Origin of the sequence: Chryseolinea serpens (genome assembly GCF_900129725.1) — a bacterium.
GTDB classification, from domain to species: domain Bacteria; phylum Bacteroidota; class Bacteroidia; order Cytophagales; family Cyclobacteriaceae; genus Chryseolinea; species Chryseolinea serpens.
Genome location: NZ_FQWQ01000001.1, coordinates 2977602 through 3001165, shown reverse-complemented (window position 1 = coordinate 3001165; position 23564 = coordinate 2977602). Strand labels below are relative to the sequence as shown.

At 52.5% G+C, this 23564-nt stretch carries 14 protein-coding genes; 8 read left to right on the top strand and 6 right to left on the bottom strand.

What is annotated here, in order from left to right; translation table 11 throughout:
• The first annotated feature begins 256 nt into the window (after positions 1 to 256).
• The 7 genes from BUB30_RS11995 to BUB30_RS11965 all read left to right on the top strand — a co-directional run bounded on the left by BUB30_RS11995 (position 257) and on the right by BUB30_RS11965 (position 9204).
• Positions 257 to 3733, top strand: coding sequence for a tetratricopeptide repeat protein (locus tag BUB30_RS11995; protein WP_143164873.1), 3477 nt, complete (start codon positions 257 to 259; stop codon positions 3731 to 3733).
• Positions 3734 to 3928: 195 nt separating this feature from the next.
• Positions 3929 to 4474, top strand: coding sequence for a thermonuclease family protein (locus tag BUB30_RS11990; protein WP_084138040.1), 546 nt, complete (start codon positions 3929 to 3931; stop codon positions 4472 to 4474).
• Between the two features lie 201 nt (positions 4475 to 4675).
• Positions 4676 to 5053, top strand: coding sequence for a hypothetical protein (locus BUB30_RS11985; protein ID WP_143164872.1), 378 nt, complete (start codon positions 4676 to 4678; stop codon positions 5051 to 5053).
• Between the two features lie 68 nt (positions 5054 to 5121).
• A complete protein-coding gene (gene deoC, locus BUB30_RS11980) occupies positions 5122 to 5787 on the top strand; it encodes a deoxyribose-phosphate aldolase (protein WP_073133928.1) in 666 nt (221 codons plus the stop codon).
• On the top strand, positions 5784 to 7403 hold the full coding sequence (locus BUB30_RS11975; RefSeq protein WP_073133926.1) for an NADP-dependent glyceraldehyde-3-phosphate dehydrogenase: 1620 nt from the start codon (positions 5784 to 5786) through the stop codon (positions 7401 to 7403). Before deoC ends, BUB30_RS11975 begins: the two co-directional genes overlap by 4 nt.
• 102 nt (positions 7404 to 7505) lie before the next feature.
• A complete protein-coding gene (locus BUB30_RS11970) occupies positions 7506 to 7775 on the top strand; it encodes an acylphosphatase (RefSeq protein ID WP_073133924.1) in 270 nt (89 codons plus the stop codon).
• A 31-nt stretch (positions 7776 to 7806) separates the two neighbouring features.
• Positions 7807 to 9204: an MBL fold metallo-hydrolase RNA specificity domain-containing protein gene (locus BUB30_RS11965; RefSeq protein WP_073133922.1), complete on the top strand. Its 1398-nt coding sequence runs from the start codon at positions 7807 to 7809 to the stop codon at positions 9202 to 9204.
• Here BUB30_RS11965 and BUB30_RS11960 read toward each other — a convergent pair.
• The 6 genes from BUB30_RS11960 to BUB30_RS11935 all read right to left on the bottom strand — a co-directional run bounded on the left by BUB30_RS11960 (position 9201) and on the right by BUB30_RS11935 (position 21595).
• Entirely contained in the window at positions 9201 to 9707 is a 507-nt protein-coding gene (locus BUB30_RS11960) for a hypothetical protein (RefSeq protein ID WP_073135113.1), read from the bottom strand. The genes BUB30_RS11965 and BUB30_RS11960 overlap by 4 nt on opposite strands.
• 112 nt (positions 9708 to 9819) lie before the next feature.
• Positions 9820 to 10707 carry a lipoyl synthase gene (lipA, locus tag BUB30_RS11955; RefSeq protein WP_073133920.1) on the bottom strand — a complete coding sequence of 296 codons (888 nt, stop codon included), beginning with the start codon at positions 10705 to 10707 and terminating at the stop codon, positions 9820 to 9822.
• A 66-nt stretch (positions 10708 to 10773) separates the two neighbouring features.
• A complete protein-coding gene (gene gcvH / locus BUB30_RS11950; protein ID WP_073133918.1) occupies positions 10774 to 11148 on the bottom strand; it encodes a glycine cleavage system protein GcvH in 375 nt (124 codons plus the stop codon).
• A 147-nt stretch (positions 11149 to 11295) separates the two neighbouring features.
• On the bottom strand, positions 11296 to 18531 hold the full coding sequence (sov, locus tag BUB30_RS11945) for a T9SS outer membrane translocon Sov/SprA (protein WP_245804070.1): 7236 nt from the start codon (positions 18529 to 18531) through the stop codon (positions 11296 to 11298).
• 5 nt (positions 18532 to 18536) lie between these two features.
• Positions 18537 to 19130: a Holliday junction branch migration protein RuvA gene (gene ruvA / locus BUB30_RS11940; RefSeq protein WP_073133916.1), complete on the bottom strand. Its 594-nt coding sequence runs from the start codon at positions 19128 to 19130 to the stop codon at positions 18537 to 18539.
• A gap of 185 nt (positions 19131 to 19315) precedes the next feature.
• Positions 19316 to 21595, bottom strand: a complete 2280-nt coding sequence (locus tag BUB30_RS11935) for an NADP-dependent malic enzyme (RefSeq protein ID WP_073133914.1) — start codon at positions 21593 to 21595, stop codon at positions 19316 to 19318.
• 279 nt (positions 21596 to 21874) lie between these two features.
• On the opposite strand from BUB30_RS11935, the gene BUB30_RS11930 reads away from it, so the two are divergent.
• Positions 21875 to 23557: a sensor histidine kinase gene (locus BUB30_RS11930; RefSeq protein ID WP_073133912.1), complete on the top strand. Its 1683-nt coding sequence runs from the start codon at positions 21875 to 21877 to the stop codon at positions 23555 to 23557.
• Positions 23558 to 23564: the final 7 nt, after the last annotated feature.

Genomic DNA, 23564 nt, shown 5'->3' with positions numbered 1-23564 from the left:
TCTATGAAAACCTTACTACCCATCCATTCCTATTACGAAAGGGCTCAGGACTTGCTTTTGATCCTTTTTTTGGATGCGACCGTCGCCTTTTTCATGCACTGATCTATAGGTTGGAAAGACCCTCTCCAATCCTTCCCCACCACGGGAAGGATTTTTCTTTTTTCAGGGCGCACCTTACATGAAGCCGTTTTTCCAGGGCCTTGAATCATGACGGGATTTAATAACTTTGTTTCGCGTCATTTTTTCCGAAACAAACATGAGAGAAAAACTTTTAGCCGTAGGCCTGCTGTTCCTGGTTTCCACCGCATGGGCACAAAAGGCAGACTCCCTGATGCAGGTGCAATGGGAAGCCGGGCAGAAAAAATTAAAGGCCGGCAACTTCGACGATGCCGCCCTGCAATTTACCCAATTGATCAACTCCGGTTTTGGCGACAAGCAAGTGTATGTGAAACGCGGCGTGGCCTACTACAGCTTGAAACAATACGACAAAGCCAAGGCCGACCTGGACGAAGCCCTGAAGGCCCGCATCAACTCCGCCGAACTTTTCGAATACCGCGGCAACGCCAAGTATCAACTCGACGACTACCAGGGCGCAGCCACCGACCTGGACAAGGCCGTGACCATGGGCGCCACCGGCTATGAAACGTTTGCCAACCTGGGCAACGCCAAGTTTCGCATGGAGAATTATCGCGAAGCCGTCACCTACTACGACAAGGCCATCGCCTCCGGCAAAGCCGATGCCACGCTGTACAACAACCGCGGCAAAGCAAAATTCAACCTCGGCGATTTCAAGGGAGCGCTTCCCGATTTCGATAAAGCACTGGAACTGAAATCCGGCTACGACAAGGCCATTGAAAACCGCGCCGAGACCCGCTACAAACTCCAGGACTGGAAGGGCAGCGTGGCCGACTTCGAGAAACTGATGGCCAGCGGCCGCGCCGATGTGGAGTTCTATCAAAAAGTGGGCACCGCCAAATTCATGTTGAAAGACGACAAAGGCACGGCCGAGGCGTTGGACAAGGTTGCTCAAAAAGGAGTGAAGGATAAGGATGTGTTCCGAATGCTGGGATTGAGCCACACCGCCCTGGGCAACTGCACCGAGGCCGCAAAAAGTTTGTCGGCCGCCGTGTCGATGGGCGTGAACGACAAGGACGTTTTTTATGCATTGGGTTCATGCCAATATAAAAACAAAGAATATGCTCCCGCCATTGAAAGCCTGAACAAAGCCATCACGGCGGGCGTGGCGTCGAAAGAAGCGTTCCTGTACAAAGGCAATGCAGAGTTCATCCAAAAAGACAATGAGAACGCCTTGAAGGATTTGGAGAAAGCAGTTACCCTCGGTGCATCCGATGTGGAAGCCTTCAAGAACCTCGGCGATCTGAAATTTTTGAAAAGCGATTTCGCGAATGCCATCAAATACTACGACAATGCGGTGAAAGCCGGCGCCACTGATGCCGTGTTGTTCAACAACCGGGGCAAAGCGAAAATGAACCTGAACGACCTGCCCGGCGCCGTAGCCGATTTCGACAAAGCGATCCAGGCCAACGCCAGCTATGGCAAGGCATTCCTCAACCGCGGCACAGCCAAATTTGCACTAAAGGATTATGCCGGCGCAGCGACCGACCTGGAAAAAGCAAAGACCACCGAAGGCGAATCGGCCGATGTGTTGAAGATGCTCGGCATCGCCAACTATTCCCTCGCCAAAAAAGACCTTGCCCAAACCTACCTCGACAAAGCCTTAGCGGCAGGTGTGAAAGACAGTAAAGTGTCGCTCTACGCCGGCTACCTGCGCTTTGATGCTGCAAACTACAAAGGTGCAACGGAAGCCCTGAACGCCGCCGAACTCGCTGGCGAAAAAGAGGATGATATTTATTTGAAACGGGGCAAGGCATTGTATCAACAAAAAGAATACACCACTGCCATAACCGACCTGGAAAAAGCAACCCTGAAGAATAAAGCCGATCTGCCTGCCTATGAAGCGCTGGCCCTTTCCTACATGGTCGTGCAAAAAGATAAAGAGGCATTGCCCGTGATGGAAAAAGCGATGACCATGGGCAGCAAGAATAAAGAGCTGTATTATCAAATGGGTAATCTCCGCTTCAAACAAAATAATTTCAAAGGCGCTATCGAGGCCTACGACCAGGCCATCACGCTGGGCGCCAGCGACGAAGTGGTCTTTAACAACCGGGGGAAGGCCAAATTGAATGCGAACATGCCCAAGGAATCCATCGCCGACTTCGATCGCGCGCTGGGCATCAAAAAAGATTATACACAAGCCTTGAAAAACCGCGCCGCTGCCCGCTATCAGTTGAAAGACTATGCCGGTGTTATCGGCGACCTCGCCGTTTTGGCTTCGCGTGGAGAAGCGGGTGCGGAAGAGTTTGCCGTGTTGGGGATATCGAAATATTACACAAAAGATTACCAGGGCGCCGTGCCCGACCTCACCAAGGCCATAGAAGGGGCAAGCAAGGAGAATTTTGTTTTTGCCGCCCGGGGTTATTCCTTGTTCGAATTGAAGGAGTATGAAAAGTCCGTGGCCGATTTCACAAAGGCGATAGAGAAGGGCATAACAGACAACGACCTGTACTTCAAACGCGGAGCTGCGCGCTACAACCTCAAGGACTACAAAGGCGCTTTCGCGGATCTGGACAAGGCGATCACCGGTGGAACAAAAGAAGCCACTGCCTACGACATGCGCGGCTATTGCCGCTACGACAGCAAGAATTTTGACGAAGCCATCAAAGACTATGATGAAGCCATCGTCAAGGACGCCACGTTGTCGTCGGCATTTTATCACCGCGGCGATGCGAAGTTTAGTGTGAACAATTTGCCTGGGGCAGTAGAAGATTATTCGAAAGCCGTTACGTTGGGATTGAAAGATCCCGTGCTGTTCAACAACCGTGGCAAGGCCTATTTCAAACTGGAAAATTATCCGTCGGCCATTGCCGACTTCACCACGGCCATTGATAAAAAGCCGGACTATGTGAAGGCCTTCGAAAACCGCGGGCTTGCCTACTACAACACGAAGAAATACGAAGAGGCTGTGAAAGATCTCCGCGAGGTAGAGAAGCTCACCGAGAAACCCGATCCGGAACTATACCGGCTGTTGGGAAATACCTTTTACAACCTGCAAAAATTTCCTCCCGCGCGGGAATATTATGACAAGCTGATCGCAGCCGGTGTGAAAGACAAGGAAGTGTTTTACAAACGCGGCCTGATGCAGTTGGAGGAAGATGAGTTCCAAGCTGCCATAAGTGACTTTAACGATGCACAAAAGGCAGGTGAAAATACCGTGCAGCTCTATCTCAACAAAGGTCGCGCCTACATCGGGCTGGAAGACACCAAGTCGGCCGTGACCGAGCTGAACAAGGCCATCGACCTGGACCCCAAGAATGCGGACGCGCACTTTAACCGGGGGTTAGTAAAGGAGGGACTGGAAGACTACGAAGGCGCCATGCTGGACTACAACAAGGCGATCCAGTTCAATCCCAGCGATGGCCTGGCTTACTACAATCGCGCCACCTGCAAGTCGCAACTGGACGACTATGGGGCAGGCATCTCCGACATGGACGAGGCCATCCGCATCGAGCCCAAGAATGCCATGTACTATAAACAGCGCGGCAATTTTTATTATCAGATGAAAGACAAGACCAAGGCGTGCTTCGACTGGCGCAAAGCCGTGGAATTTGGCGATGCGAAATCGCGATTCCAGATCGACCAATACTGTAAGTGATCTCATTCTGATAGCAAACGCATCCCGTATTGAAACAAAAGCAGCGCTGAAAACCGGCGCTGCTTTCGTTTTTAGGGCAAAAAACCACTCTTTAGCTTTTGGTAAAGAATTTGCATTATCCCTCGCGCGCACGGCTGGGGAGTTGTAAGAAAATCTTACACGCGACAGACCCCTCCGCGAACCGCGCCACACAACATGATTTTAAAGCACAATTTTGAACAACAAAAACGCAGCGAGGCCACGTACAGTAGAAGGCTGGTAGGAGCGACGATCGTGGCGTTTATGTTCTGGGGAGTCGCCCTGGCCGAAGAGGAAGTGAAAGGGAAAGTGGTGGAGGTGATCGACGGCAACACCCTGAGCATTGTTGGTGAAGACAACGAAACGCACAAAGTGATGCTGGCCGGCATCGACAGCCCCGAACTGGAACAGGAATATGGCGACAAAGCCAAATCCGCCCTGGAAAAGATCGTATTGAAGAAAACGGTTGTGGTAAAGTTTACCGGCCGTGATCGCCTGGGCAACTATTTTGCCGAAGTGCTGGTGAATGGAAAAGAGGATCCCCGCGTAGAACTGCTCAAGCAAGGCTATGCCTGGACCGCCGAAAGGAACCCGCTGCCCGACCTGGAGTCGTATCGCACCCTGGCGCAGCAAAAGGGCAAAGGCCTCTGGAAACAGGAAAATCCCACGCCCCCGTGGACTTTCCGCCGCCAGCAGACCATGCTACAGCCCAAGAGCAGTTAAAGTTTAGAAAGTAAAGTTTAGTTAAAGTTTAGAAGTTAGGTTAGTTAAGTTTTTAGGGTTTAGTTGAACTGCCCCTGAGCTGTCGGGGGCAGTTTCATTTCGACAACGCCTGGTTTAGGTTGGGCGACAATTCCAGCCGATTGAACCCGGCCAAAACAATTTTAATAGCGCCGGATAGTTAATATATTTGATCTTACGCTTATGCGAGCACTCCTTATTATATTGTTTTTCCTGATCGGCTTTGGCACCTACGCCCAAAAGCCCAAAAAGAAAAAGCGCGACAAGGACGCGACCGAGCAATCGACCGTCGATCCCAATTCGTTGAGTCCTTACCAGGGCGCCGAATCGACGTTCCGCGAGCCCAAGAAGAAAAAATCCAAATCCAAAGGGCCCACCTACGACAGTCAGCAAGACTACTACGACCGCATGATGGCGGTGGCCAAAGAACGCGGCAAAGCCGAACGCGAAATGGCCAAGCCCCAATACTCCAACCCCATGTATTTCGGACACAAACGTCCACCCAAGAAACACAAGGCGGGCAAGTTGAAGTATTGCAAGGAGTGCGGCATCCGCCACTAATTCCCGATCCCTTTTTTGCATCGTGACAGATAACGGTGTGCGTGTGCACTTTTCTGTATCTTGTACCGATGAATCTCGCCGGCTACATCGAGCATACCAACCTCAGTCCCACGCTGACCATCCGCGACATCGACCAACTGGTGGACGATGCCAAGCAGTATGGCTTTTTGGGAATATGCGTGCCGCCGTTTTGGGTGAAGCGCGCCAGTCGTGAGATCGGCACGGCCAAGATCACCCTCGTCACCGTGGCCGGATTTCCCTTTGGCTACACCATGACCGAGACCAAAGTCGACGACGTGCGCCGCGCAATCGATAACGGCGCCAACGAGATCGACGTCGTCTGGAACATCAGCGCCTTCAAGACCGGACTTCCCTGGACAAAGATCGAGATCGCCAAATGCAGCCACCTGGTCCACGCCAGTGAGCGGCTGTTGAAAGTGATTGTCGAGACGGCGTATCTTTCTGATGAAGAGCTGGAGCAGGCCTGTAAACTCTGTGCCGATGCAGGTGCCGACTACGTTAAGACCTCGACAGGATTTGCTCCGCGGGGAGCAACCATCGAGCAGATCGCGATCATGAAAAAAAGTTTGCCAGCACACGTTGGCATAAAAGCATCGGGCGGAATTAAAACACGCGAGCAGGCGTTGGCTATGATAGATGCCGGCGCGACCCGCATCGGCACATCGTCCGGCATCTCTATGTTGCAAACAACCAACCCAAATCAAATAAAATGAGCGAACGCTTAACAAATGTTTTCCCTTCGGAGGCCGACATTCCCGAAGCCTACCGGATCTCGCAACCCATCGATCAACGGGAGTACCTCATCAACGGTGAATTGAAAACGTGGCCGGGAAGTCTCAACCCCATCCTGAGCCCCGTCTATGTGAAACAAGGAAATGAAATTGTTCCCAAGAACATCGGTAGCACACCGCTGCTCACCTCGAAAGAAGCGCTCGAAGCATTAGACGGCGCCGTAAAAGCCTATGACCTCGGCCACGGGGTGTGGCCTACCCTGAGCGTTACCGCCCGCATCGAACACGTAGAGAAATTTCTCGCCGCCATGCGCCTGAAACGCGCCGAGGTGGTGAAGCTGCTCATGTGGGAGATCGGCAAGACCTTGAAAGATTCTGAAAAAGAATTTGATCGCACGTGCGACTACATTGTCGATACCATCAAGGTGTACAAAGAGATCGATCGCAATTCTGCCAAGCTCGTGGAAGATCAAGGCTTCATGGCGCAGATCCGCCGCGTGCCTTATGGTGTAGCATTGTGTATGGGTCCTTACAACTATCCGTTGAACGAAACGTTCTCCACGCTCATCCCGGCGCTTATCATGGGCAACACCGTGGTGTTCAAACCCGCGAAGTTTGGAGTGCTGTTGATCCGTCCGCTGCTGGAAGCATTCCGCACCAGCTTCCCTCCCGGGGTGATCAACATCATTTATGGAAGAGGTCGCGAAACCGTTGGAGCGCTCATGGAGACGGGCCTCATCGATGTGTTCGCCTTCATCGGAACAAACAAAGGCGCCAACGAATTGAAAAAGCTTCACCCTAAATCGCATCGTCTCAAAGCCGTGTTAGGATTGGATGCCAAGAATCCAGCCATCGTGCTTCCGGATGCCGACATCGACAACGCGGTGAGCGAATCCATTACCGGTTCGCTGTCGTTCAACGGCCAGCGTTGCACGGCATTGAAAGTATTGTTCGTGCACAAGAGCATCGCCGACACCTTCATCGCAAAATTCAACAAAGCCGTTGCAGCGCTCAAACCCGGCATGCCCTGGGACCCTGGCGTTTCACTCACGCCCCTTCCAGAGCCCGGCAAGGTAGACTACCTGCGGAACCTCGTGGAGGATGCAAAACAACACGGCGCAAAGATTGTGAATGATGGCGGCGGAGAATATTCGCATTCCTTCTATTACCCCGCCGTGGTCTATCCCGTCAATGACAAAATGAAACTGTACACCGAGGAACAATTCGGCCCCGTCATCCCCATCGTTCCTTTTGAGAACGACAGCGAGGTGATCGACTACGTGGTGAACTCCAACTTCGGTCAGCAGATCAGCATTTTTGGCAAAGACTCAAAACGCGTGGCCAGCCTGATGGATGCTTTTGTCAACCAGGTAGGGCGCATCAACCTCAACACACAAAGCCAACGCGGACCAGATACATTCCCCTTCAACGGTAGAAAAGATTCTGCCGAAGGAACCCTCTCCGTTTCAGACGCACTGCGCGTATTTTCCATCCGCACGATCGTGGCCACGAAGACGACCGATGAGAATAAGCAAATGATCAGCAACATCATCCGGAACCACGAGTCGGCGTTTTTGAGCACGGACTATATTTTCTAATAACAGATTTTTTGAATGGAATAAAAAAGGAACCTGGGTGCTGCGAGAAGCATCCAGGTTCTTTTGTATTTTAGACAAACGGTATTATAAACAGAACAGAAAATGAAACACCTCGCCATCCAGGTCACCGGCAAAGTGCAAGGCGTTTTCTACCGGGCTTCCACCGTCGAAAAAGCCAGGGCGCTGGGGTTGAAGGGATTTGTCCAAAATGAACCCGACGGAAGTGTATACATTGAAGCCGAAGGTGACGACAGTGCGCTTCAATCGCTGTTGGATTGGTGCCGCCAGGGACCACCCCATGCCCGCGTTTCCGATGTAACGTCTACGGAAGGACCGCTCCAGAACTTTCCGGATTTCAAGCAACGGCGGTAATGGGAAAATTATTTTCCTCTATCTTTCGTACATGGATGTAAAGGCACAATTCTTAGGCGCGGCCAAAAGCGTTACCGGCTCACGCCACCTCATCGACATTGGAGGAACCTACATTTTGTTGGACTGCGGATTGTTTCAAGGCTTGAAAGAATTGCGTCTGCGCAACTGGGATAAATTTCCGGTCGACCCGAAAAAGATCCATGCCGTCGTGATCAGCCATGCTCACATTGATCACACGGGCTACCTTCCAAAATTGGTGAAGGACGGCTACAACGGCCCCATCTATTGCACGCCGCCCACAGCCGACCTCATGCAAATCATGTTGCTGGATTCTGCCAAGCTGCAACATGAAGAAGCGCAATACGCCCGGAAGAAAGGCTACTCCAAACACGCCGAACCGAGCGGCCTCTATGACGAACACGATGCACGCAATGTGTTTCCGCTTTTCAAAACGTTCGACTATAAAACCAAATTCAGAGTCCACGACCGCGTAGAAATAGTATACCACGACGCCGGCCATTTATTGGGTTCGGCCATCACGGAAGTTTTTATCCAGGGCGACACGCAAACCAAAAAGATCGTCTTCTCCGGCGATCTCGGCCGCTACCAGCAGGCCATGCTTCACCCACCCGAAACCATCACTCAGGCTGACGTACTTTTTATCGAGTCCACCTATGGTACGAAGGACAATCCCTACAACGACCCGGAACATGAATTGACCCGCGTGGTGAACGACGCCTTCCGTCGCGGAGGTGTGCTGGTGATCCCGGCATTTGCCGTGGGCCGCACCCAAAGCCTGCTCTATTATTTCAGGAAGCTGATGAAGGAAGATAAAATTCCCGATGTACCCGTCTACATCGACAGCCCCATGGCGATTTCAACGACCTATCTATTTTATAAGTATCCAAATTACCACACCTTCGAATCTGCGCGGGAGGAACTGGCGCATGCTATGGAAACCAACATGCTGGTGTTTGTGAAATCGCCCGAACATTCCAAATCGCTAAACCACCTGAAGACCAACGCCATCATCATCGCCTCCAGCGGCATGATGACAGGAGGTCGCATCCTGCACCACATGTTCAACCGGTTAAGAAATCCGCAGGATACCTTTCTCATTGCCGGATACCAGGCTGAAGGAACGCGCGGCCGCAACCTGCAGGACCACGCGCCGTCTATACGCATTTTTGGCGAGGATGTGCCGGTCCATTGCAAAGTCGAACAAATTGCGTCGATGTCGGGTCACGCCGACCGTCGCGAACTGTTTCAATGGATGGGGGGCTTCACGGAAAAACCAAAGCTCACGTTTTGTGTGCACGGCGAAGGTGAGGCCCAGGAAAAATACGCCCAAGCCATTCGCGACACATTGCAATGGAATGTGATGGTGCCCAAACCCCTGGACCAGGTAACACTGTTTACAGGAATTTAAGCGACGCTCTTTTTGATGATCCCTTTCTGGGGGTCGATCTTCACTTCAAAGAATTTCGTGATGAATGCGCTGAGGCGCATGCCGGCCATTTGCGGCGTATAGTCATCGGGATAGAACACGGTGAGCTCCAGCACGGCGCGGGTGAAATTTTCGTGCTTGCAAAACTCTTTGATCCAGCGCTTGAACATGACGCTCCATTCTTCCTGGTATTTCCGCGAGTCGTCACGGCCATCGAAAAGGAACTCCAGTTGATTGTCGCTGTAATATTTGAAGCGGAACAGGCCGGCCAGGTTCAGGTAGAACTCGTGCAGGTGTTCGAATTGGGTGGCGTGATGTGACTGGATCTTTTTGGACGTATCGTCCGCCAGGCCCAGCGGGTTGCAACGCATCAGGTACTCCACCTTCACGAAGTCAACCAGGTAGTGCAGCAAAGTGGTTTCCAGGGAAAGTTGTGCCTCTTCCAGGATATAATTCTTGTCGCGTGGGAAGAATTTTCGAAGCACAGGGTTGCGATGGGGTTTCGCAAAAGTAAAAAGAAAAAGTGAAAACCGGGAGTGGCTTTCACAACGGACCATTCAAAAACACAAAGAAAAATCGTTAACGGGAACAATAGCCCTATGAAAGGGGCACGTTCACATGGCGCTCGGCGTGATATGAAGATCGCACCAGCGGACCGGACTCCACATAGCGGAGGCCGCGTTTCAGTCCCTCTTCCTTATACATGTCGAACGTTTCGGGGTGGATGAATTCGGCCACCTCGAGGTGCATTTTGGTGGGCTGCAGGTATTGGCCCAGGGTTAGGATGAGCAGGCCGTTTTCCACCAGGTCGTCCATGGCCTTGAACACTTCCTCTTTTGTTTCGCCCACGCCCAGCATAATGCCCGACTTGGTGCGCATGCCGGCTTCGCGGATGCGCTTGATCTGTTCGAGGCTGCGCTCGTATTTAGCTTGGGGACGCACCATGCGGTAGAGCCGCCCAACGGTTTCCATATTGTGCGACACCACTTCCTGGCCGCCTTCAATCATGCGGTACAGGGCATCCCAGTTTCCTTTTGTGTCGGGGATGAGCGTTTCAATGGTGGTTTCGGGGCTTATTTTCTTGGTTTCAACAACGGTTTGATACCAGATCTCGGCGCCGCGATCTTTCAATTCGTCGCGGTTCACGGATGTGATCACGGCGTGTTTCACCTGCATCAGCTTGATGGCCTCGGCCACGCGCTTGGGTTCGTCGGCGTCATATTCGGTGGGTCTTCCGGTGGCCACAGCGCAAAAGGTGCAGCTGCGGGTACACACGTTGCCCAGGATCATAAACGTAGCCGTGCCGGCCCCCCAGCATTCGCCCATGTTAGGGCAATTGCCGCTTTCGCAGATGGTGTGCAGTTTATAGTTGTCCACCAACTTGCGCACCCGGGCATAGTCCGGTCCTACCGGCAGTTTCACGCGCAGCCAATCCGGTTTGCGTTTGCGGGTTTGTTCTGGGGATATAACAGGCAGCTCGATCATGACAGAATGTTCACGTTTGAAGAAAGGACCGGTGAATACAGCGGTTTCACTGTATCCAAACGCGCCCTACTTGCCGATAAGTTCCTTGTATTGAGCAGCCGAAAGCAGATCGTTCGTGCTTCCGTTGATCTGGATTTTGATCATCCAGCCATCGCCATAGGGGTCTTCGTTCACTTTTTCGGGGCTGCCGTCCAAAATGGCATTCAGTTCCAGCACTTTGCCGCCAACGGGCATATACAGGTCGGAAACCGTCTTTACGGCCTCTACCGTTCCGAAAATTTCGTGTGCGGCAATTTCCTGGCCCACGGAAGTAATGTCGACATACACAATGTCACCCAACTCGCCTTGTGCGAAATCGGTGATGCCTACCGTGGCCGTGTTGCCTTCGATCTTAACCCATTCGTGGTCTTTGGTGTACTTCAGTGAATCCGGGATATTCATGTTCAGGGGAAATTTTTAAGTGGTTAAGGAGATTTTCAGTGGCCCAAAAATAGGTGAAAATCGGAAGATTGGGAAATGGATAAAGTAGGGAAAACAGGCCTGGGATGGACAATTAAAGCAGGAAAAACCGCCGGAAAGGGCCGAAATCTATTGCGCCAGGCTGAACCGCACCTGCACCCCGAACCGCGTGGTGGCCCGCCGGTAGGAGTTCGAAACCTTCGGGTCGTTGATGGTCCGCTCGAAGTAGGCCTGGATATTGAGTTTCTGGTTCACCACATAGCTGATGTTAGGCCGCAACTGGATGTTGACACTGCCGTTGGTGATCATATTCAACTCGTTCACCTTCCGTTGAATGGTCCGCTGATCCGACACGGTGGTGTTCAGGCGGAAGGTCACGTCGTTCTTCAACACGATGAGCCTGCCTTCGGATTTGAACGGCAGCTTCATGTTGTTTTTTGTAAAGCCGATTTCCAGCGAAATGTCCTTGCTCAGCATCTCGGTGATCTGCGCGTTGGAGATGGTGAGCGAGACGTCGCGTTTGGTTTTGTATTGGAAGTTGGCCGTCACCCGGCTTTTTGTTCGCACGTTCACGCCGATGAGTGGCGCAAATTGTTCGGAGAGCAAGACTTGGCTGATCACATACAGGGGAACATATTTTCCCTCGGCATTGGGCTGCCCGAAATAAGTTCGGTTGTAATCTTCGATCGGCCGGTCGATGGCCAGGTAGGCTTGGTTCCCTCCCGTATTCGCCAGGGAGTCCAACGAGTTGGAGTAATTCATCACCGAATACGTCGATTGATACGCATGAGAAATGGTGATGGATTGAAACGCATTTTTAAAAAACTCTATTTTATTAAGCCCTGTATAGTCGACGCGCCAGTTTGGCATCGGTATCTTGGGGAAAGGCGACAAGCTTACGGCCTTTGCATCTTTTCCTGAATACGCTGCCAGAAAAGCCGGGATCACCACGTCCTGCATGGTGGTGTCGTATTCGGTGTTCGCCGCGCCGCGCAAACTGAAGCGTTGCTGAATGGTGACCAGGTTCTCCTCAAACTTTTGGAACACGGCCGACGTGACTTCACCGTTGCTTCGATTGAACGCCGTGCGAATGGTGTTGAACGAAATGCGATAGGAACCGCTGCGACTCGGACTGAGATCGCTAAAACTATTGATGTTTCCCTCTTCGGAGGCGCGGAAAATGGATTGATACGAGTTGGTGGTCTCTTTCCTGAAATCGACCTGTACCTTCAGGTCGGGCGAAGGCTCTATGTTTGCCCGCAGGTTTATGGTCTGGTTTCGCTGTTGCGTGAAGGGCATGGTGAGGCTCGTGTTGGTGGTGAGCCAACCCTTGGATGCGGCTTTATAGCGGATGTTGGGATCCTGGCTACCAAAAATGAAACCCCACCCCGGTGCATCCCAGGTGTCGTCCATCCCGAATAATTTAGGATCGCGGACGAACCCAGGTAGGATCGTTCCTTCCGAAAGGGTGTACGTACCGTTGATAGAACGAAGCGACATGAGCAGGCGCAGGATTCCTTTTGCCAGGCCCGGCATGGATTTTTCTTTAACGCTGTCAGCCTTCGTCGGCTTTGGTGGGAGTTTTGGGTTGGTGGGCCGGGTGCTCACCTTTGGCGCTGCATTGAGTTCCTTGAGGAACTTCACTTTGTTATACAGCTTGATCATGTCTATTCGACCAGTATAGTTCTGTTCACGCAAATTCTGGATAGTGTTTTTAAAATTTAAGTCGTCAGGCAGTCCATTCACAATGGGAGGATTGCCCGGGGTGTCAGGCGTGTCGCGTGGCCCGGCGCGCCAGTTGTAGTTCACCTGGTAGCGATAGTCGGCCCCCAGCCAGTCCGTGGCGGGAATTTTGTCGAGGGGTACCGTATAGTTCAGGGTCATGCTCTGATCGAAAAGCTTGGCACGACCAAATTTTTTCAAATTCTTTTTTATTTCGGTCGACACCGAATCCCCTTCGCCATCGGGCTCGTCGATGATGGCGTTCATGCGGGAGTTATAGTCGAACGACAGGTTCTTGGAAAAATTCCAGTGTACGGCGTATGATCGGTTGAAGGTGAAGAACTTCACATAGTTCGGATCGGAAATAAAACCGGAGTTCCGGTACACATTCTTCTGGAACGACCGGTCAAGATCCGCCCGGATACTGATGCTGGACGGCATGAGACTGAAGTTGAAATCCTTGATCACCTTCAACCAGGGCGAACTCAACCCCTTCGAATCCTTGAACGGTTCGATGCCGGTAGCTTTTGGCGAAAAGGTGTAGGCGATCGAACCCTTATATTCTTTTTGCAGGGCTTGTTGGGTGGTGAAGTTTGACCGGTTTGCCTCACTGTAGGCATAGCTGAAGGCAAAGTTCTCGATGTCCCATAGCCGTACCGGTGCATCCGCCCGGGTCTTCACCTTTCGGACGTTGATAAAGTTCAAACTTCGTCGCGTTTCCTGGTCGCGAATGATCTTGAGATAGTCGTGCCGTTCCTGGTCGGTATTGAACGACTGCAAGGCTGCGCTCAATTTCATGTCCGGGTTGGCGGGGTCGTATTGCGGATTGATCGTCGTGTTCTGATAACTCATGAACATAGGGATCTTGATGCCGGTGTTGCCGGGCAGCAGTTTATCCACATTCACGTTGGCCGAGATGTCGTAGGCTGTGGTTTCGTCGCGCGTCCGCTCGAAGATCTTGGAACTCACGGGTCCAAAACCAAAAGTGGTGTGACGGAACGCACCGGTCACCGTGGCAAAGTCAGCCAGCTTGGCGCTGATGGTAGAGTTCACCGCCCAGCCTGGCGTTCGGTTAAAATCGGTCACGCGAAGTTCGTTCGCCCAGATACAGGCCGATATCGTTTTTTTGTCGGCCGTCTTTGGGTTGCGGATCCCGATCATCATCACCTGCACACTGCTCAGGTCGGGGCGTCCGAAGATCCGGATCAGATGGCGGTCCTCCACCAGTTTGGGGCCATCGCGCGGATACAACTCCGTTAACGGAAAAGCTTCGCGGTCTCGGGCGGCTTTCAGCGCATAAAGATCATCCAAGGCCATGTCGATAGTATTCTCATCGGGCCAGACCACTTCGGGATCGGTGGAGTTGGTGGGGCGCGTGATCTTCAACGGTATCGCTACTTCATAATAGTTTTGATCGAAGTCCGTACCCAACCGCAGGAACCCTTGCAGGTCACCGTCATTGGCATCGCTGTTGGCGTGGAAATACATTTTGATACGGCCATAGTTGAACAAATCCACCGCGCCCGTCTTATAGATCGCCCGTGAATCGCCATCATTGAGATTGTCGACACACACCTGCACCGACTGCTCGTTCAACTGGCGAGGCACCGCCGATGTGTTGTCGCGGTCGCGCACCACGCCAGGAGGGATCACATAACCGGATTTATTTTCGGAAGGCGCGGCGTTTTCTTCCAGGTTCACCACGTTCACAGTAAAGTTATTCGGATCGAGTTCGGGATCTTTCACCAGGTCGCTTTCGAGCAAATTGTCGGTGTATCTTCTCCAGCGGCTACCCACCATGCGGAAGTTTGCAAAACGCAACACCACTGGATCCTTGAACCCCGTGAGCAACATCCGCGCATACTTGATGGACTTAAAACCATCGATGGCACCGACCTTGTTCTCGAATTGCCGCACGGGAATACGGAACAAATACCACGTCACCTGCTCCGGCGAATTGGTGCCTTTGGTGTTGATCTTGTCTACGATATACCCTTTGTTGATGTCAAGTTGGCCGGGGCGCAGGTCGAGGTTGTATTCGTAATATTCTTCCAGTTCGCTCAGCGTATTATCGGCGTTGATATCTTCGTTGTCAGGGATCGTGCTGCCCGAAGGCGTAACGGCGTCGCTACCCGTGATCACGGGCGAGTTTCCATCCTGGCCGTTGATCTGTTTGTAGCGTTCCAGGATCTGCGCGTTGTTGGCATCCAGATCGGAACCTAAGAAATAGTGGAAGTTATCTGCTGACGGATCCTGGATGGATTTGTCCTTTGCTGCGCCACCCAGTTGATTGATGTAATTTTGAAAGAAGCTCACTTCCTTGTCGGTCGGCAAACCGTCCAATCCCACATCCTGGTTCACCCGTGTGCTAGGGTCGTTGTTGAAGGCGTTGGTCAGGTATTGCTGCGAAGTGACATAACCCCAATTATTTTTGGTGGCCTCCGTGTCGAGGTTTCCGGTGGGAGGAAGTCCGTTCTCAAACGCATGCTTGGAATCGCGGATCACGTCTTCGGAAATACTGCCGAGTTGGAAGGTTACTTTACCACCGGTCCGGTTGGGTTGTGGGGTGTCAGTAATACCATCGTCGATATAACCGTATTGTGTGTTGATGAACGGGTCGAGCAACCAGAATTCAACGTACTCAATATTCGCCTTGTCGAAATCAACTTCGGTTCGGATGGCGTTCGTAATGGCGCCCCAGTTCTTTTCGGGGCTGTTCAGAAAACCGTCCGACGTTTGTTGCGGATTGTAGTTGTAGGGTCCCCGTTCTTTTGGATAGTAGGCAACATCGAAGATCTGTTCATAAAAAATACCCTGCGTGAGCTGGCGCAACGGGAAAATTTCTTTCGGATCCACAGGGCGCACATAGTGGTTCTTCAAATCGTTGTCGGTGATGTTGTCCGGTTTGAAGCGACCCACGTTCCGATAAAGTTGATTGTCGACCGTGTACCAGGCAATTTTGGCGCGCAAGTATCCCGCGGAAAGATCGTTACCCAGGCCATTGGCGGGATCGAACCGGTAGTCCAGCGTTTTGGGAACGGAAGAAAGTTTCCAGCCGTTCGGGCTCATCAGCGAATAAGGCGTGGCCGTGTTCTCGAAGTCGTCGATGTAGGCCGTTCCCTCGCCGTTGATTTTGTTTGATGTGCCGGGAAGCAATTGGGCAAACTCGCCCGTCATGGTCACCGATGATTGCTCTTTGGTTTCCAAAAAAGGCAATGCATCCACCAGCTTGGTGAGCATGCGGCTTTTTTTATTGACGTTGAAATCAAGACCGTATTGCAAGTTGCGCGCAGGCTCGGTGCCGATCTGGTTACGGCTGATGAGCGGCCGTTCGTTGTAATACAACGCGGTGGCGCCCAGGTTCACATCTTCACTGAGGTGGTAGTCCAACCGTGTTCCCAGCAAGCTTCGGGTTTGAAAAGCAAACGGGTCCGACTGCTCATACTTCACTTCAATATTTTTGCCCGAGTTTAAAACCGATTCGTTCAGGATGGTCACCTTGCCAAAGGTGTAGTCCACAACGAAGTCGGTTCCTTCATTCAAAGGGATGCCGCCGGCATACAACTTCACCGACCCCTGCGACACACCAAAGCCTGGTATCAATATTTCCTTCGATGAACCGGCACTGTACATACCCTTCATGTAGAACTTGTTCTTTGTGGCAAACAATTCGGCATCGGCCTTGGTGGTGTGATAGAGCGTATCGTAAGCGTATTTCTGGATGAGATAACTCTGCTGGGGATCCCCGGCAAACGCCTGTCGCAAGGCGTCACTGAAAGGATGGAGGTAGGGATAGATGATAAGACCCGTTGTGGAATTTATGGTGATGCCTTCGATATAGTCGAAGTTCCCATCCTTTTGCGGGTCGTTCACGGGGTTGAGTTTATCCAAACCCATTACTTCCACCAACTGCCGCGTTCGTACTTTCGTCCCTTCCTGCAATTGTGGGTTGTCGATACCGGATTTGTCATCGCGGTAGATCACCCGGAGCTGGAAACCATCGCGTGTGAGTTGGGTCACGTTCAGGTTGTAGATGTTCTTCATCATCAGGTCCCAGGTGGGGATGATATTTTTGTTCGCATCGCGGATGGCGATCTTACGGGGACGCAGCAGTTTCAGAAAGATCACTTCGTTGTCTTTCAAGCTCGCATAGTCGTCGGAGAGCTCACCTACACGGTAAGCTCGGCCGTTATAGGTGTACTCATACGCGACGGCGAGCGCTTCGTCATTTTGAAGTTTGCGCGTCAACGTAACATAGCCCAACTGTTGGTGGAAGGTATATTCGGTGGTTGCAAGTTTGCGGGCGCCGGTGATTTTTTCGTAGTCGGTTCCATTTACGAGCGTACCACCATACAGACCCTCGAGGAGGGCATTGATTCCGTCGGCGTCGCGGTTTAGTCCCTTGACCGATGCGAAAAGGTCGTTGGAGGTGTTGCCGTTTGGTGCATTGGGATTTCGTCCGCCAATATTGCGGTTGTAAATGCGCGTAGGCTCGGCAAGGTCCATTAAACCAATTACGTTGCGCAAGGTCTGCGTGTCGTTGTTCCGGTTCAGGATGTACACTTCCACGCGTGTAATGTTCACCCCGGAAATGATCTGGGGTGGGTTGCCGATCCATTTTTGATAGTTGTCGCGGAAAAACTGGCCCAGGAAAAAGTGACGGTTCTCGTCGTAGTTGGAGGCGATGATCTCAAACGGTCGCCCTTGCCCGGCGTTGTTACCTCCTCCCAGGTTGATGGACGCGGTCTTCCCCCGTTGTGTGGTGGCGATGGAAGTGACGTCCAGTTTGCCGAACTGCATCTTGGCTTTGATACCGAAGAGGTTTTGCGCACCCTGGATCAGGGTGTTGTTCAGGGGCAGGCTCACGTTACCGATCTCTAGCTTTTGCAAAATGTCTTCCTTGAAACCAGTGTATTCCACCTTCATGTTGTTCTGGAAGTCGAAGGAGTTGTTGTTGTCGAAGTTGGCGGTCACGGCCAGTTTTTCGCCCACTTTGCCCACCACGCTCATGTTGATCTGCTGGTCGAACTCAAAGCCGCCGTTGCGCTGCTGGCGGATGGGGATGTTGGGGTTGTTGAGGCGTTGGAAGGCGGCCCCGAAATCCAGGGTCACAAATCCGCGGGGCACCAGTTCTACATAGCTCCCCCCAAAGATGCGGTCCAGTACCGGGCTGATAAAGATCTTGGGGATGAGGCTGCGGCCGCTCACAGCGCTCTCGCCGTCCTGGGCGCGGGCACGTCCTTTCCAGTAGCTTTTCAGGATCTGGCGGTCCTGGTACTGTTTGAACTCCTCGAAGCTCATGCTCGAGGTGGGGCGGTAGTTCAGGTCGCCGATCTTTTCATAGATGGTATAGTTCAGGGCCGTGTCGATGTCCACGTCCAGTTTCATCTGGTTGGGATCTTTCAGGTAGAGGGGCGAGGCCGTGGTGGTGTTGGAGAACGGATCGCCATAACGGTCGGTGGCCCGGTATGTAGGTCGCCGAGTGGGTTTGTAACTGTCACTCTGGGTAGTGTCGGAAGGGTTTTGGCGCGTAGGTCGGACTTGCCCCGATACCGTCTGGGGTACGAGCAAAATACTCAGCCATGCTACAAACAACTGGCCAAGCGTTAGAGCAACCTGATTCTTCCGTGTAGAGACAGTCAAACGTACTATGCGTTTTTTAGGGCCTGCTTAACTAAATCTTCTAAGGTAATGGTATTTCCCGATTTTTTCAGGACGGTATCAACACTTTTCTCAGCGGCTGCTTTGGGCAGGCCAAGCGTAAGCAAAGCAGATAACGCTTCCTTCCGCAGGGTATTGTGAGGGCTTACTGAAATAGACGGCTGAGTTTCGTCCCAACTCTCCTTCTTCAGCTTGTCCTTCAATTCGATGATGACCCGTTGTGCGGTCTTGCCCCCGATCCCCTTGATGGATTGCAGGGCGGCGGCATCCTCGCGCACAATGGCGGCCTTCAACTCCTGGCTGTTCATATACGACAACATCACAATGGCCGTGCTCGGGCCCACCCCGTTCACCGACACCAGTTGTTGAAAGAGCTTCTTTTCCGTCTCGCTGCTGAAGCCGAACAACACATGCGCGTCCTCGCGAATGCTGAGGTGCGTGTGCAGCATGATGTGCTCCTGCTCTTTGATTTCGGAAAACGTCTGCAGGGAAATGTGCAACAGATATCCCACGCCGTTAACGTCCACGATCACGTGGGTCGGGTCTCGCTGCACCAGCCTGCCTTTGAGGAAAGCGATCATTTTTTGTACGCTAATTTAGGATGAAAGAACGGTAGGATAAAACGAAAAAGCACAACGCCACAAAGAACCTACCGTGATCTTTGCGTTAAACTTTTTTCACCCGCCGAAGCTTTAGCGAAGGCGGGCTCGCCCGAATTCAGCGAACGCGAGACTCCGCCCCGAACCTTCAGGCGAGCGACTAAAAATTACAAATGCCCGTTCTGCTCATGAAGCTGTGCATCCACCACGGCAATCGCCGCCATGTTCACAATCTCGCGAATGGAACTACCCAGCTGCAGCACATGCACCGGTTTTTTCATCCCCAGCAAAATGGGTCCGATGGTTTCCGCCCCGCCAATCTCCATCAACAGCTTGTAGGCAATGTTGCCCGACGCCAGGTTGGGGAAGATGAGTGTGTTCGCCCCCTCTTTCGCCAACGCGCTGAACGGGAAAGTCTCTTGCTGCAACGTGGTGTTCAAGGCCACGTTCGCCTGGATGTCGCCCTCCACCACCAGGTCGGGGTTCTTCAACTTGGCCAGCCGCACGGCCTCCTTTGCTTTCTCGGGCACGTCACCCTTGGACGACCCGAAGTTGGAATACGACAGCATGGCCACACGAGGTTCGATGTCAAAGAACTTCACGCCGTGGGCCGTCAGTTCGATGATCTCGGCCAATTGTTGGGCGTCGGGCTCGACGTTCACCGTGGTGTCGGCAAAAAAGAACGTGCCGCGCTTGGCCAGAACAATGTACATGCCCGCCACGCGATTCACTCCCTCGGCCGTGCCGATGATCTGCAGGGAGGGGAGAATGGTCTTGGGATAATCTTTGGTAAGACCGCTCACCAGGGCATCCGCATCGCCGTGCTCCACCATCATGGCAGCAAAATAATTGCGTTCGCGCATCAGGCGTTCGCAATCCTGGTAGTTCATGCCCTTGCGCTGGCGTTTTTTGTAGAACTCCTGCGCATAGCGCTTTACCGTTTCTTCTTCCAGGCGCGGATAGAGAATGGGACAATCGTACAGGTCGAGTTTGTACTCTTCCATAAGCTTCATGATCCGCTCTTTATTTCCCAGCAAGATCGGGAACGCAATACCCTCATCCTTCAGGATTTGTGCCGCCTTCAGCACCTTATGATGATCGGCCTCTGTGAACACCACGCGTTTGGGCTGTTTCTTGGCGCGGTCGATCACGCGCGACATCAATTTCTGATCGATGCCAATGCGTTTTTGCAAGATCTCGTGATAGGCGCCCCAATCCGTGATGGGATTTTTTGCCACGCCCGAGTCCATCGCCGCCTTGGCGACCGCCGGCGACACCGTTGTGATGAGGCGTGTGTCGAGGGGTTTGGGTATGAGGTAGTCGCGACCGAAACGGATCTTATCGGCGCCATAGGCTTTTACCACGATGTCGGGCACCGGCTCTTTGGCCAGCTCGGCCAGGGCTTTTACAGCGGCCAGCTTCATCGCCTCGTTGATTTCGGTTGCCCGCACATCGAGGGCGCCGCGGAAAATATAGGGAAAGCCCAGCACGTTGTTCACCTGGTTGGGGTGATCGGAACGGCCCGTGGCCATGATGATGTCGTGACGCGTTTTCATCGCCAGGTCGTAGGCAATCTCCGGATCGGGGTTGGACAGGGCAAACACGATCGGATCTTTGGCCATCGCATTCAGATCGTCGGGCGTGATGGCGTCGGCCACAGACAGGCCCACGAAAACATCCGCGCCCTTCATGGCCTCTTGCAAACTGTCGATATTCTTGCTGGTGACAAATTGTTTCTTAATGTCGTCCAACCCGGTGCGCTTGCTGTTGAGCACACCTTTGCTGTCGCACATGATAATGTTCTCCGGGCGCGCGCCCAGCGCGATGTAGAGCTTGGTGCAGCTCACGGCCGCCGCACCGGCGCCGTTCACCACGATCGAAATGTCTTCTATTTTTTTGCCTACGATCTCCAGTGCATTGAGCAAGGCGGAACACGATATGATGGCCGTGCCATGCTGGTCGTCGTGCATGATGGGAATGTTCATCTTCGCCTTCAGCTCCGTCTCAATCTTGAAACACTCCGGCGCCTTAATGTCTTCCAGGTTGATGCCACCGAATGTAGGTTCCAGCGATTTGACGATCTTGATGAACGCATCGGGATCTTCTTCGTCGATCTCGATGTCGAACACATCGATGCCGGCGAATTTTTTGAAGAGCACACCCTTGCCTTCCATCACGGGCTTGGAGGCTTCGGGGCCGATGTTGCCCAGTCCCAACACGGCCGTGCCATTGGAGATAACGGCTACCAGGTTTCCTTTGGAAGTATACTTATAAACATCTTCTTTGTTCGCGGCAATCTCCAGGCAGGGCACAGCAACGCCAGGCGAATAGGCCAGGGCCAGGTCCAGTTGCGTACTCAACGATTTCGTGGGAACAACTTCAATCTTTCCCGGTTGTCCCTGCATGTGAAAATTCAGGGCATCCTGTTTTCTGATTTTGATGGACATGTATGAATGTTAGTTAGGTGGGCAAAGATAACAAGCCACGGCAAAAATTACAGGATTATATCGCGAAGAACCCTCGCCTTACCGGCCCGAAAACAGGTTGTCCATGGCGAAGGGAGCATCTTGCCCGGGTTGCGGTTCTTCGCATCGAAGGCAGAATAGTCTGTTTGTAAAATGCAAGTCCTGATGAAATAAAGTGAACAAAGTTTGAGCGGAATAACAAAGGTTTACCTTTTTCTTCTGAACTTCATAGACAATCGAGGTTTGGTTTAAATCTGTTCTATGACGGCAGTGTCGTGGCTCAAAGGAGCTGTATTGTACGGCGTGGTTTGTCTCGTGGCGGGGCTGATGCTTATTAATGTTTACCTGATCTATCGCAACAGCCAGGTCATCGAGTTCAACAAGCGGCAGCAGGAGGAAGCCGCACGGATCAAGGTGAGTGCAACGGATGTGATTCGTGGCCTGCACTTGCTCGACATGGCCGTGAGAAGTTATGCCATCGTGGAAAAACTCTCCTTCCTGGATGCGCGCGACACGGCCATCTACGATATCAACCAAGCCTTCAACCGACTGGAAACTGCCTTGCACGAGCAACACTACGACCTCAACGAGGTGTACGTCCAACGCGACTCGGTGAACCACTACATCGACATCACCGGCGTGATGACAAGATATTTGCAACGCGGGCAACACGATAAATTCGCGGCTCTGCTCGACCTCGATCCGGGATTCCCGGTGTGGTTGCATTTCATGGAATTCAAAAAGCGCGTCGAAAATTTTGAAGATAATATTTCCGCGCAGGCCAAGGTTCGCTATGAAAACGCATTGCAAAACAGCTACATCCTGCAAATTGTCCTGTTCCTGTTCACCACGCCTTTGCTGGCCTACACCGCGTTCCAAACCAATCGCAGTCTCGGCATCTCCGAGCAACTGCGAAAATCGGAAACACAACGCGCCCTTCTGCTCTCCGAACAAAATCTCGTGCTGGAGCGCACCGTCTACGAACGAACACGCGAGATCCTTGCACAGAACGAAGAGATCAGCGCGCAGAATGAAGAAATCGTGGCGCATAACGAGCAGTTGATCTTACAACAAAAAGAGATCGAACGCCAGCGCAATGTCCTGGCCGAGCAGCATGAAAGCGTGCAACTGGCCAAAAAGATCATCGAAGAAAAAAACGACCTCATTCAGCGCAAGAACCGCGAGCTCGTCATCGAGGTAACCCGACAAACGCAAGACCTCAAGGAGGCCAACCTGGAATTGATCGAACACAACAGCCGTCTGCAGCAATTTGCGTTCATCATCTCGCACAACCTGCGGGCGCCCATGGCGCGGCTCGTCGGTCTTTCGGATATCCTGACCTATGCAAAAGACGAAAAAGAAACGGCCGAAATGGTGCAACTCATGGTGCGCTCCACCCACGATCTCGACCAGGTCATCAAGGACCTTACCCTCATCCTGGGCATCCAAAAAATGAACACACAGGTTTTCACGGATGTGAATCTTGAAGCGGTGCTGGAGAAAGTGAGACAGCTGCTCGAAGAGGAGATCAAACAGACCGATGCATGGGTGGACATTCAACTGGCCGAAGAGAAAACGATCCACTCGCTACACCCCTACATCGAAAGCATTTTCTACAACCTGCTGAGCAACGCCATCAAATACCGCAACCCGCAAAAACAACCCATCATCCGGATCCAGTCAACCGTAGATCATAACAACATGGTCATCACCATTCGCGACAACGGCCTGGGCATCGACCTGGAGCGGTACAAAGACAAGATCTTCAATTTATATAAACGCTTCCACTACCACGTGGAAGGAAAAGGCATGGGATTGTACCTGGTCAAAACACAGGTCGCAGCGTTGGGGGGACGGATCGAGGTGGAAAGTGTAGTAGGAGAGGGGACGATCTTCCGCGTATCGTTGCAACGCGAACATCCTTCTAAAAACAACGCGTGGTGACCCGCTT

Bases quoted from the DNA above. Each gene is read 5' to 3' on its own strand.
- ruvA (WP_073133916.1), bottom strand. From the start codon at position 19,130: ATGATCGCTTTCCTCAAAGGCAGGCTGGTGCAGCGAGACCCGACCCAC.
- BUB30_RS11990 (WP_084138040.1), top strand. From the start codon at position 3,929: ATGATTTTAAAGCACAATTTTGAACAACAAAAACGCAGCGAGGCCACG.
- deoC (WP_073133928.1), top strand. From the start codon at position 5,122: ATGAATCTCGCCGGCTACATCGAGCATACCAACCTCAGTCCCACGCTG.
- BUB30_RS11970 (WP_073133924.1), top strand. From the start codon at position 7,506: ATGAAACACCTCGCCATCCAGGTCACCGGCAAAGTGCAAGGCGTTTTC.
- gcvH (WP_073133918.1), bottom strand. From the start codon at position 11,148: ATGAATATCCCGGATTCACTGAAGTACACCAAAGACCACGAATGGGTT.
- BUB30_RS11930 (WP_073133912.1), top strand. From the start codon at position 21,875: ATGACGGCAGTGTCGTGGCTCAAAGGAGCTGTATTGTACGGCGTGGTT.
- BUB30_RS11935 (WP_073133914.1), bottom strand. From the start codon at position 21,595: ATGTCCATCAAAATCAGAAAACAGGATGCCCTGAATTTTCACATGCAG.
- BUB30_RS11995 (WP_143164873.1), top strand. From the start codon at position 257: ATGAGAGAAAAACTTTTAGCCGTAGGCCTGCTGTTCCTGGTTTCCACC.
- BUB30_RS11965 (WP_073133922.1), top strand. From the start codon at position 7,807: ATGGATGTAAAGGCACAATTCTTAGGCGCGGCCAAAAGCGTTACCGGC.
- lipA (WP_073133920.1), bottom strand. From the start codon at position 10,707: ATGATCGAGCTGCCTGTTATATCCCCAGAACAAACCCGCAAACGCAAA.
- BUB30_RS11985 (WP_143164872.1), top strand. From the start codon at position 4,676: ATGCGAGCACTCCTTATTATATTGTTTTTCCTGATCGGCTTTGGCACC.
- BUB30_RS11975 (WP_073133926.1), top strand. From the start codon at position 5,784: ATGAGCGAACGCTTAACAAATGTTTTCCCTTCGGAGGCCGACATTCCC.